Below are 10,625 nucleotides of genomic sequence, written 5' to 3' on the forward strand. Positions count from 1 at the left end.
GGGGTTATTTGGAAGTTCTGTGATAGGTACTTCCATTTTACACTGAAAATGGTGGTTATTTTTCTTTATTTGAACCTATTTACTACACTAGGCACATACAGTTCTCCTTCAGGGTGAGCAAACACATTTTGCATATCAACAACGATTACAGCCGTTCGGTTTAGATCAAAATTATGCTTCATTGGCTCTCTTTTTACAGTCATAAAATAAACACTCCTTTTTTTGATTTAAGTTTTCATTAATCCATTTAGAAAACAACAATCACGTAGATACAGTCATATCATTAATTTGATACAACTCTTTTACAACAAGATCGGTCGGAGATACTTGACACCCAAAAGTAGAAGCTAATGTAGTTAAGGTCAAACGATGGCTTACATTGGCACTAAAAGATCCCCAACCTACATCTTCTTTATCCCGTGATGCATTACCATCACTTAGGAATACAACCTTATACCCTTTTTCAACCGCTTGTCTTGCAGTTGTTTCACAGCATACATTGGTTACTGTTCCGCTTATAATTACGGTATCAATACCATTTCCACGCAATATCGTATCTAAATCGGTACCTGTAAACCCGCCAAAAAATGGTTTATCAACGATAATGTCCCCTTTAACTGGTGTTAATTCTGGAATAATTTCAACATTCCACGTTCCTTGCTTTAAGGTTTCATCAATATCTGGCTTATTCACACGTAATGAACCAGAATCACTACCATCTCCTCTTAAGACATGTCTAAGGAAGATAATTGGAACATGAACTGCCCGAGCTGCCGATGTTAATGTATCAATTTTAGTAACGACATTTTCCGTTTCCCTTACATAACCTTCTCGTGTAGGTGTACAAAATAAATTCTGCATATCAACGACAATAACTGCCGTTCGATTTAAATCCAGTTCATATTTCACAGGTTCTCGTTTAACCATTAGAATTAATGCCTCCTTATTCTTTTCTACACTGTCGAACTTTCATTTTTTGCAGGTAATGCTGCATTCCATTCATGGATTTCATAGCTTCTAGCACCTTGTATAACATAAGGATCTAGATTGATTAGCTTTATCACCTGTTCTAGCGAATCACCTAAATAAATGACTAGCCCTCCTGTCCCATCTGCAAATCGGCCGTTTGTGTACACATTGCCTCTTGTTCTCATTTTCTTTAAATGTGCTAAGTGATCTTCCTTATATTTAACATCTTTTTCTTCATCTAACATTGGTAATAATACAGCGAAACTTTTCATTATTCTCCTCCCAAATTTCGTTTGTTTAGCCTGTAATGGATGTATCCATTTTATTTTTTATTGCATCTATCACAACTTGGGTGGGGGATACCTGGCAAAAAGTTGATGCCAATGTAGTTAAAGTTACCCTGTGATGCACATCTGCGCTTACATATCCCCATCCTAGATCCGGTTTTGCTCCAGCTGCTGTTCCGTCGCTTAAAAAAATGACCTTATATTCTTTTTCGACAGCTTGACGCGCAGTTGTGTCGCAACATATATTGGTTAGTGTTCCAGAAATAACAACAGTGTTGATGTCATGCGCACGTAAAACCGTATCTAAATCGGTGCCTGTAAAACCACCGAAAAAACCTTTATCAATAATAATATCGCCCGTTTGGGGTTCAAGCTCCGGAATAATTTGTACATTCCATGATCCGTATTTAATTCTTTCATCTACTTGTGGGGATATATCTTTCATACGACCAGTGTCACTTCCATCTCCTCTGACTCCGCGACGAAGGTATATAACAGGCATAGATGCTTCTCTAAAAGTAGTAATTAACTTTTGTAAGGTGGAAATTATGTTCTGACTATCTTCTACAAATCCATCTGCAGAAGGTATACAAAAAAAGTTTTGCATATCAACTACAATCAGTGCAGTTCTTTTCCTGTCAATATCATATTGAATTGGCATACTTTTCCTCCCCCTATTATTTAACAGCCATTTGCTGCGTTATTTCGTCAATGGCTTCTTCAATCTTTTGATAGGCTTCTTGTTCTGTTAGCACAAAACCAAATGTTCGAGCTATATTTTGGAGAGCAAATTGATGTAAATCATTTCCGTGAGTGGAACCAACACAATCAGAGACCATCAACGTATTTAATCCTCTTTCAGCTGCTTGGATGGCAAACGTTCCGACACAATTATTCGTGTTAATACCCACACAAATAAATGTATCCACTCCGAGTGAATCAATAAGGTACTCTAAATCTGTACTAAAATAACTACTTGTTCCTTGCCGTTTTGTATTAATGATGTAGTCGTCTATCCCTGGACCCAATTCCGGCATGATATCCCATTGAAAATATCCTTCTTTTGCACCTGGATCATATGGAGATTTTTTTGGCAATCCATAAGGTGTACTAACCATACCAGTCTTTGCCACCACTTCGCGTTTCGGAGGGATATACACCTCTTCAACCGGACGTTTATAAACCATGACATGAATAATAGGTAATCCGTAATTTCGACAGACTTTTAGAAATCGAGCGGTATTTTCCACCTTTTTTTGTCCTACAGGTTGCGGAAAAGCGGACCACTCCGGATCAATTTGTCGTTTATGCATGTCAATTTGTATGACAGCTGTTTTGGCAAAATCTAAACTTAGTTCATCATTTATTTGATTAAACACAGTATTTCGATCAATCATTTTGACACTTTCCATTTTTAGTTCCTCCAAACGTTACGTTTTAGCAAAAAAACATTTATTAGAGTTGTCATCGGTCTAAATCAGGGGATTAAGACCGATGACACACACTATTTAACAGAGCTGTATAAGTACGTTATACCGTAACTTTCCCAAATAACTTTTCTTCAAATGTCTCTAAATCAACAACAAATCCTTGACATCTTCCAAGCTGTTGAAGCGCCATCGCATTCAAATCTGAACCGTAAATACTATCTACACATTCTTTAACCGTTATGACGCCTAAGTATTTGTTACTAGCATCGTATGCGGTTGATAGAATATCAGCATTAGAGCTTAAACCAGCTAAAATAATATAATCTTTCTTGAGTGTTTTTAACATCCATTCCAAATCCGTCTGATAAAAACAACTAAATGTTTTCTTTGTTTTAATAATGTAGTCAGTGTCAGCGACGTCTACTACAAAATCTGGTTCCACTGTTCCATCCTGAACATCAACAAATTCATCCGGAATTTCACCGTAGGGACTAATAGATTTACCCGTCTTCTTCATTGCCTGTCGCCACTTACTCTTTTCCTGAAATGCGACTTCCACACCGCGAAGAGCTGACATGATATGGATAACAGGAATATCCTTTAATCGAGCCATATTAAGAAGGGAATTCGTCTGACTGATTAATGAATCCACACTTTTTTCACCATTTTCTAAAGGTGTGTTCTCATTTAACCTCCGTTGTGTCATTTCGACCGTTACAACCGCTGAACGATCGGGATCAATGACTAACTGCTTTTCTAATTCACTTAAAAATTCAACACGATCATAAATTTCAATTTCCTTAATATCTTTTAAATCCATCTTTTTTTCCTCCTTTGAAATAGTAGATTATTAAACTATTGGTTATAGAAATAATTAAACTGCTGCCACATTTTTATCCTTGCTACTTTTAGATTCTTTAATTTTTTGGTAGGCTTCCTGTTCCGTTAATACAAATCCAAATGTTCGAGCTATATTTTGCAAAGCAAATTGGTGTAAATCATTACCATGAGTAGAACCAACACAATCCGAGATTAAGATAGGATTTAAGCCTCGATTAAATCCGTCCATCGCAAACGTCCCAACACAATTGTTCGTGTTTATACCGATACAAAGAAACGTATCTACTTCGAGAGCTTTAATTAAATACTCTAAATCCGTACTGTAATAACTACTTGTCAGTTGGCGCTTTGTGTTAATAATATAATCCCCTTCTTCAGGACCTAACTCAGGCATTACATCCCATGTAAAATAACCCTCTTTTGCACCTGGATCATATGGTGATTTTTTCGGTAATCCATATGGAGTGCTAACCATTCCGGTTTTTTGAATAACTTCTCGTCGCGGCATTATCGCTTTCTCCTGCTCAATAGGACGTTGATACACCATTACATGGATGATCGGTAGTCCATAACTACGACAGGCTTTTAAAAAGCGAGCTGCATTTGCTACTTTTTTTTGCCCAACCGGTTGTGGAAAAGCAGACCACTCCGGATCAATTTGCCGTTTATGCATATCAATTTGAATGACGGCAGTTTTATTAAAATCTAACGCAAGTTCATCGTTGATTTGACTAAAAACATCAAATCGATCAATCATTTTCACCTTTTCTCTCATAACAATATTCCTCCCATTTAAGTTTTTTACCTAAAATCTCTGGACTTCCTTTCCTCAGTCAATGCCTTCAAGACAACGATGCTGTCTGCAGACACTCACCTCCCCTCCTTGTTTCTATGGTTGTATGTTTAAATAAATTGTTAGCTATCATAAAGAAAACAGGATACCTTATGCTCTCCTTTTTTATGGATCAATTCAGGAACCTCTTGTGCGCAACGATCAAATGCAAACGGACATCTAGTTCTAAATCTACATCCAGATGGTGGATGAATAGGACTTGGAATTTCGCCTTCTATTACATAAAAACTTTTCTTTCTATCTCTTGTCATCGAAGGCGAAGATTTAACTAAAGCTTGAGTATAAGGATGCAGCTGCTCCTTATATACCTCTTCAGCAGGACCGTACTCCACAACCTTCCCTAAATACATAACCATCACATAATCACTGACATACTCGATAACGTTCAAATCGTGCGATATAAAAATCATAGATAGAGAGAATTCATCTTTAAGCTTCTCAAGTAAATTCAATACTTGGGCTTGAATTGATTTATCTAATGCAGATACTGGTTCATCAGCAACAACAAATTGTGGATTTAACACTAAAGCCCGAGCAATGGCAACCCGCTGTCTCTGCCCTCCACTTAGACTGCTTGGGTACTTTTGAGCAACTTGTTTAGATATCCCAACCATTTCTAACATTTCTAGTGCCTTATCTCTTTGGTCTGATTTACTATAACCATGAACCATAAGTGAAAATTTAACGGTTTCAAGAATCGTCATTTGTGGATTTAAAGAAGCATATGGATCCTGAAATATCATTTGGATATCTTTTCTAATAGATTTCATCTGATTATGGGACAAATCTAAAATATTTCGGTCATTAAATAGAATTTCACCTTCATCTGGCTCCTCTAATCTCATGATTAATTTGCCAGTAGTAGATTTCCCACATCCAGATTCACCGACTACTCCTAGCGTTTTATTTTTGTACACTTCAAACGAACCATCTGAAACGGCTTGTAAGACTTGCTTGTTTCTATTAAACAGGCCTTTACCGATTTTGAAATTTTTCGTAACGTTTTTTACCTCCAAGATTTTCTCTGTCATCTTTTAATGCTCCTTTGCATAATCATTTATTTTTCTTGCATAGCATCTCTGATTCCATCACTAAAGAGATTTAGTGCTAACGCTGTGATAAAAATGAAAAATCCTGGTGTAAATGTGATCATTGGTGAAATGATTACAAGATCTTTGAGGCTATTGAGCATAAACCCCCATTCAGCAATTGGTGGTTCTACGCCTAAGCCGAGGAAGCTTAAACCAGATGCAAAGAGGAGGGATAACCCTAATAATGTGCTGGCATATACAAAAATAGGACTAAAGACATTTGGAAAGATGTGATAGTACATAATTTTCACATGTCCTGCTCCACTAGTTTTAGCAGCATCAATATATTCCATATGGGCAACTTTTTTAGTGGCAGACATGGCTACCCGTGAAATTGGTGGAATCATAATAAAAGATAAACTAATGATAATTGTTCCTAATCCAGACCCGATGACTGCCGCGAGTGCAATGGCTAAAATAATGGCAGGGAAGGCATAATAAATATCAAGATTCCTCATGATCAGTGTCTCAATCCTTCCTCCAAAGTAGCCAGAAACAATTCCTAAAATACTCCCAATCATTGTACCGATCAGAACAGGAACAAAGGCTGCCAACAAGCTTAGTCGAGCTCCAAAGATGATTCGTGTCCACATATCTCTTCCTTGTTCATCTGTTCCTAAGAAGTGACCTTCACTTCCAATCGGGAGAATTCGACTAGCTAATTCACCTTGAGTTGGACTATATGTCGTTAAAAACGGTGCAAAAACAGCACAAAAAACAATTAATATTAAATAAGCACCACAAATGACAGCAATTTTATTTCTTTTAAATTTATTCCAAAAACTAATTTCAAAATTATCATCTACTTGACTATCAGTCGTTTCCGGTTTTACTTTGTTCGTCACTACTACATGGTTGGCTTTGTTTTCTTTTTTCAAAGGCTGGACGCTCATACTTAAGATGCACCTCCCCCTAATGATTTTCTAATTCTCGGATCGACGTAGGCATGTAGTACATCGACAATCATATTAACTGAAACAAATAATAACGAAATAATTAAAATCCCACCTTGAATTAACGGATAATCTCTTTGGGAAATAGCATCATACAGTAGCTTCCCAACACCCGGCCAATTAAATATACTTTCCGTAATAACTGAACCACCCATCAATGACCCTATTTCTAGGCCGGCAACCACAAGAACTGGAGGCAATCCATTTTTAAACACATGCTTCATAATAGTTCCTTTACCTTGCCCTTTTGCTCTAAGCGTTACTACGAAGTCTTGTTTGAATATATCTACGAATGTACTTCGAACAATTCGAGTCATCGTTCCTATTGTGGTTAGCCCCACGGCTATTGCTGGTAAAACAAGATGTTTGGCCATATCTAATAAGCTACTTTCTTGACCAGTAGATCTAATACCAGATGCCGGCAACCAACCAAGGAATACAGCAAACAAACCAATTAGCATTAATGCAGCCCAGAAATTTGGAATGCTAACACAGGAAATACCTAATACGTTTGACAAAGTAGCCATCTTAGATTTAGGATACATTGCACTAAAAATTCCTATAATCAGCGCAATAATAAAAGCAATAGTTCCTCCAACTGCTATTAAGATAGCCGTGTTCTTTAGTGCACCTAATATTAAGTAAGAAACCTCTGTTTGTCTTGTTACTGACATACCAAAGTCTCCTTGTAGAATATTGGACAACCAGATAAAATATTGGACAATGAGAGGTTTGTCTAATCCTAAGTAACTGCGAATATACTCTCTATCAGCTTCTGTAGCATCGATATCCAGCATAAAATCCACTGGATCGCCGGGTATTAATTGATTTAGAATAAACACTACAATCGTAACCCCGAATAGAATTGGAATAATGAGAAGCAAGCGATACACAATGTAATTCAGCATTCCATCACTTCCTATCTTTTTAATTTCTGAATTTTTTAATGAAGTCGCATCCTTGATATAGGTATGGATGCGACTTCATTCTTGTTAGACAGTAAATTATTCTGCTACGGTAGTCATGGTTAAATCAACAAACCACGACTGCGGCTGAACAAACCCATTGATATTTGGTGACATTGCCCGACTATTCAAGTCGTGTACAATATAGAATAACCCTGCTTCATCTGTTGTAATTCGGTTAACTTCTCTTAAGAGCTCATTACGTTCATCCGCATCATAAGTAGCAAAGGCTTGATCAAATAAAGCATCTACTTCAGGGTTACTATATCTTCCATGATTACTCGAAGCCTCTGAATGAAAATGGTTTCTGAATGAAAGAATATCGTGAGTTGGTGTTCCCCAAGCAAACCCTAATGCATCACGATCATCAGGAAATCCTGCTCGTAAATGATTTAACATCGTTTGCCATTCAATAACATCAATTTGTAGATCAATACCAACCTCAGCAAGGTTTTGTTGGACAAATTCCATCATTGGTAACGGCCACATATGTCCTGATCCAGACGCAGGAACTAGAATCCTCCCTGAAAAACCATCAGAATAACCAGCTTCTGCTAATAGTTCTCTTGCCTTATCAGGATCGTAAGTATACTCGATGGCATCATCGCTATACCAATCATGACCTGGATACACAAATTGGGTAGATGGTCTACCAAGCCCCATAATTAAGTCATTCGAAAGACTTTCTCTATCAATCGCATAGTTAAGGGCTTGTCTTACTCGAGGATCTTGTAACTCCTCAATTTCTTGATTTAGATAGGATCGCCAAATATGTGGTTGTTCACCTGTAATAATGTCATAACCTTCACTTTCTATTCTTTCTACAGCTTCTGGAGATGGAGCTTCCACCCAATTGACTTCTCCAGACAACAGTGCCGCTACTCTGGTAGAGGGTTCGGGCATTGGTCTTAAAATGAGTCGATCTAGTTTTGGTACTTCTCCCCAATAATTTTCATTGGGTACCAAAATTAGTTCCTGTCCATCAACCTTGCTTTCATACACAAATGGTCCTGTACCAGCTGGATGTTCTAAATAATCTTCTCCATACTCTTTGACTGCGGTTGGACTAGCCATAAACACGAATGCTAGACTCTCGTGCAACACACTCCATGGTTCATTTGTTGTTATCGTAACGGTGTAATCATCTATTTTTTCATAGCTTTCAATCATAGATATTCTTGTTCTATTAGTTGCCGCTGCTTCTGGAGAGTAATATTCAAAATCTTGATCTAAAATTCTATCAAGGTTAAATATAACTGCATCAGCATCAAAACTAGTACCGTCATGAAAAGTTACACCTTCTCTTAAATGAAAGGTCCAAGTCATGTCATCGCCTTCTGGTACCTCCCAACTTTCAGCCAAACCTGGAACAATATCAGGTAAAGTATCTCCTTGTGTTAAATCGAATTTTGTTAAGCCATCGTATAGCTGAAACCCTACAAACCGAAATCCTTCCATCCCTTGAGTCGGGCCAGTATCCATAACCGGCAGATCACCTGCAGTCATACCAATAATTAATGTTCCACCAGATTGCGCCTCATGACTTGTCTCATCATTTTCGGTTTCCGTATTAGAGTCCTCCGTTTGGGAATTAGCTGTATTTCCCGTACATCCAATAAGTAACAACAAACTCGAAAACAGTACTAATAAAACAACTAATTTAAAATTTTTATAAAACATTAATCCAACTCCTCCTATTGTGATCTTCATCACTTTATATATTTTTCATTACATTTTATAACGACACATCTTTGGCGTAAGTGTTCACTTCTGTTTTTTGAAGTGGATAGTAACAAGCCACATTATTAGACTTATAATTCGCAGAAGCAGGGGCTTTCTCTAAACATTTTTGAGTTGCAAAGGAGCATCTAGGTGCAAAGGCACATCCCTTTGGTAATCTCAAAAGAGATGGTGGTTCACCTGGAATAGAAACTAATTTTTGTTTCTTCCTTCCTCTTTGAGGAGTCGCATCAATTAAACCTTTCGTATATGGATGGTTTGGTGTGTAAAGCACGTCATCAGCCTTGCCATATTCAACGATATTACCTGCATACATAACAGCGATATCATCAGCTAAAGCTGCGGCGACCCCTATATCATGCGTTACAAAGACAATTGTTGTTCCGAATTCTGTTTGGATTTTTTTTAATAGGTGTAATATTTGTGATTGGATGGTTACATCAAGTGCAGTTGTTGGTTCATCTGCGAGGAGAATGTCTGGGTGAGATATTAATGACATTGCGATTACAGCTCTTTGTCGCATGCCACCACTTAATTCGTGAGGATATGCGTCTATTCGTTCTTCTGGTGATGGAATCCCAACATCTTTAAATGCCTGAATTACTTTCTTTTTTCTCTCTTTTGGTGAGATATGCTTTTCTATTACTTCATCTAATTGATGCCCTACTTTAAATACCGGGTCCATTGCAGTTAAAGCATTTTGATAAATCATTCCAATTTGTTTTCCTCTTAGTTTGGCCATTTCCTGTTCAGGTAGTTGAATAATGTTTTTTTGATTATATTCAACTTTTCCAGTAATGGTAGTTTTATCTTCATCGAGTAGTCTTAAGATGGTTTTCAATAATACACTTTTACCAGAGCCTGATTCACCAAGAATTACTAAAGTTCTACCTTTCTTAACTTCTAGAGATACACCTCTTACAGCGGTTAAGTCTTTTTTCCCTAAACGAAAAGTTGTTTGCAGGTTTTCAATTGTTAAAGCTGTTTCCACTTATTACACCCCTTTTGAAAAATAGAATATACATTCATTTTCTCGACATTGATAGCCACTCTATCACTCCTCTATACAACAAAGAATTCGTTAAATTAATAATATTATATAATTAATTACCAACAAAGATAGTAACATGATAGATTCTCTTACAATATTTCAGAAAATTCCGAAAACAAATGACACACTTGTCTTCCAATTATTAGATATATACTTAAGTTTTTTGTTTGGAATTAAATCTTTGTTAGTTATTATTTTTATTAATATTATTATATTATTATAATTTAAATAAAAAAGGTATTTGGCAGATTATATAACGTGCTTTTTTATATGTGTCTGTTTTGACCATTAAATATTTGATAGAAACGATGTTATATATATCGTGCATTAGAAAAAGGGCCTCCATGGTAATAAAATGGACCCTGTAGAATAGACAGTTTAAAAAAAGAGGCTTGTCCTTGAACTTTTTACTGACTCTGTTTTGCAGGGTCTTTTTTTTGTTATAG

Annotated in this window: 12 protein-coding genes; all 12 read right to left on the reverse strand. The window is 36.8% G+C overall.

Annotated elements, in window-relative coordinates; genetic code table 11:
- Positions 1-65: 65 nt before the first annotated feature.
- Positions 66-203: a hypothetical protein gene (locus JOC48_RS20805; RefSeq protein ID WP_204502326.1), complete on the reverse strand. Its 138-nt coding sequence runs from the start codon at positions 201-203 to the stop codon at positions 66-68.
- 58 nt (positions 204-261) lie between these two features.
- Positions 262-927, reverse strand: a complete 666-nt coding sequence (locus tag JOC48_RS20810; protein ID WP_204502327.1) for a cysteine hydrolase family protein — start codon at positions 925-927, stop codon at positions 262-264.
- Positions 928-953: 26 nt separating this feature from the next.
- Complete coding sequence (locus JOC48_RS20815; RefSeq protein WP_204502328.1) at positions 954-1,241, reverse strand: YciI family protein; 288 nt, start codon at positions 1,239-1,241, stop codon at positions 954-956.
- Positions 1,242-1,266: 25 nt separating this feature from the next.
- Entirely contained in the window at positions 1,267-1,917 is a 651-nt protein-coding gene (locus JOC48_RS20820) for a cysteine hydrolase family protein (protein WP_204502329.1), read from the reverse strand.
- A 16-nt stretch (positions 1,918-1,933) separates the two neighbouring features.
- Positions 1,934-2,668: a cysteine hydrolase family protein gene (locus JOC48_RS20825; protein WP_204502330.1), complete on the reverse strand. Its 735-nt coding sequence runs from the start codon at positions 2,666-2,668 to the stop codon at positions 1,934-1,936.
- A gap of 118 nt (positions 2,669-2,786) precedes the next feature.
- A complete protein-coding gene (locus JOC48_RS20830) occupies positions 2,787-3,506 on the reverse strand; it encodes a cysteine hydrolase family protein (protein ID WP_204502331.1) in 720 nt (239 codons plus the stop codon).
- 54 nt (positions 3,507-3,560) lie between these two features.
- The gene (locus JOC48_RS20835) at positions 3,561-4,301 is read right to left on the reverse strand and encodes a cysteine hydrolase family protein (protein ID WP_204502332.1); all 741 of its coding nucleotides are present in this window, start codon (positions 4,299-4,301) and stop codon (positions 3,561-3,563) included.
- Between the two features lie 140 nt (positions 4,302-4,441).
- On the reverse strand, positions 4,442-5,410 hold the full coding sequence (locus JOC48_RS20840) for an ABC transporter ATP-binding protein (protein ID WP_204502333.1): 969 nt from the start codon (positions 5,408-5,410) through the stop codon (positions 4,442-4,444).
- A 26-nt stretch (positions 5,411-5,436) separates the two neighbouring features.
- Positions 5,437-6,363, reverse strand: a complete 927-nt coding sequence (locus tag JOC48_RS20845; protein WP_204502334.1) for an ABC transporter permease — start codon at positions 6,361-6,363, stop codon at positions 5,437-5,439.
- A gap of 2 nt (positions 6,364-6,365) precedes the next feature.
- Positions 6,366-7,331: an ABC transporter permease gene (locus JOC48_RS20850; RefSeq protein ID WP_204502335.1), complete on the reverse strand. Its 966-nt coding sequence runs from the start codon at positions 7,329-7,331 to the stop codon at positions 6,366-6,368.
- Positions 7,332-7,427: 96 nt separating this feature from the next.
- The gene (locus JOC48_RS20855) at positions 7,428-9,068 is read right to left on the reverse strand and encodes an ABC transporter substrate-binding protein (protein ID WP_204502336.1); all 1,641 of its coding nucleotides are present in this window, start codon (positions 9,066-9,068) and stop codon (positions 7,428-7,430) included.
- 55 nt (positions 9,069-9,123) lie between these two features.
- Positions 9,124-10,119 (reverse strand): oligopeptide/dipeptide ABC transporter ATP-binding protein, encoded by a 996-nt coding sequence (locus tag JOC48_RS20860; protein WP_204502337.1) that lies wholly within the window; start codon positions 10,117-10,119, stop codon positions 9,124-9,126.
- Positions 10,120-10,625 lie beyond the last annotated feature (506 nt).

The organism is Aquibacillus albus (assembly GCF_016908325.1).
GTDB classification, from domain to species: Bacteria; Bacillota; Bacilli; order Bacillales; family Amphibacillaceae; genus Aquibacillus_A; species Aquibacillus_A albus.

Bases quoted from the DNA above. Each gene is read 5' to 3' on its own strand.
- JOC48_RS20845 (WP_204502334.1), bottom strand. From the start codon at position 6,363: ATGAGCGTCCAGCCTTTGAAAAAAGAAAACAAAGCCAACCATGTAGTA.
- JOC48_RS20815 (WP_204502328.1), bottom strand. From the start codon at position 1,241: ATGAAAAGTTTCGCTGTATTATTACCAATGTTAGATGAAGAAAAAGAT.
- JOC48_RS20810 (WP_204502327.1), bottom strand. From the start codon at position 927: ATGGTTAAACGAGAACCTGTGAAATATGAACTGGATTTAAATCGAACG.
- JOC48_RS20805 (WP_204502326.1), bottom strand. From the start codon at position 203: ATGACTGTAAAAAGAGAGCCAATGAAGCATAATTTTGATCTAAACCGA.
- JOC48_RS20820 (WP_204502329.1), bottom strand. From the start codon at position 1,917: ATGCCAATTCAATATGATATTGACAGGAAAAGAACTGCACTGATTGTA.
- JOC48_RS20840 (WP_204502333.1), bottom strand. From the start codon at position 5,410: ATGACAGAGAAAATCTTGGAGGTAAAAAACGTTACGAAAAATTTCAAA.
- JOC48_RS20855 (WP_204502336.1), bottom strand. From the start codon at position 9,068: ATGTTTTATAAAAATTTTAAATTAGTTGTTTTATTAGTACTGTTTTCG.
- JOC48_RS20825 (WP_204502330.1), bottom strand. From the start codon at position 2,668: ATGGAAAGTGTCAAAATGATTGATCGAAATACTGTGTTTAATCAAATA.
- JOC48_RS20835 (WP_204502332.1), bottom strand. From the start codon at position 4,301: ATGAGAGAAAAGGTGAAAATGATTGATCGATTTGATGTTTTTAGTCAA.
- JOC48_RS20830 (WP_204502331.1), bottom strand. From the start codon at position 3,506: ATGGATTTAAAAGATATTAAGGAAATTGAAATTTATGATCGTGTTGAA.
- JOC48_RS20850 (WP_204502335.1), bottom strand. From the start codon at position 7,331: ATGCTGAATTACATTGTGTATCGCTTGCTTCTCATTATTCCAATTCTA.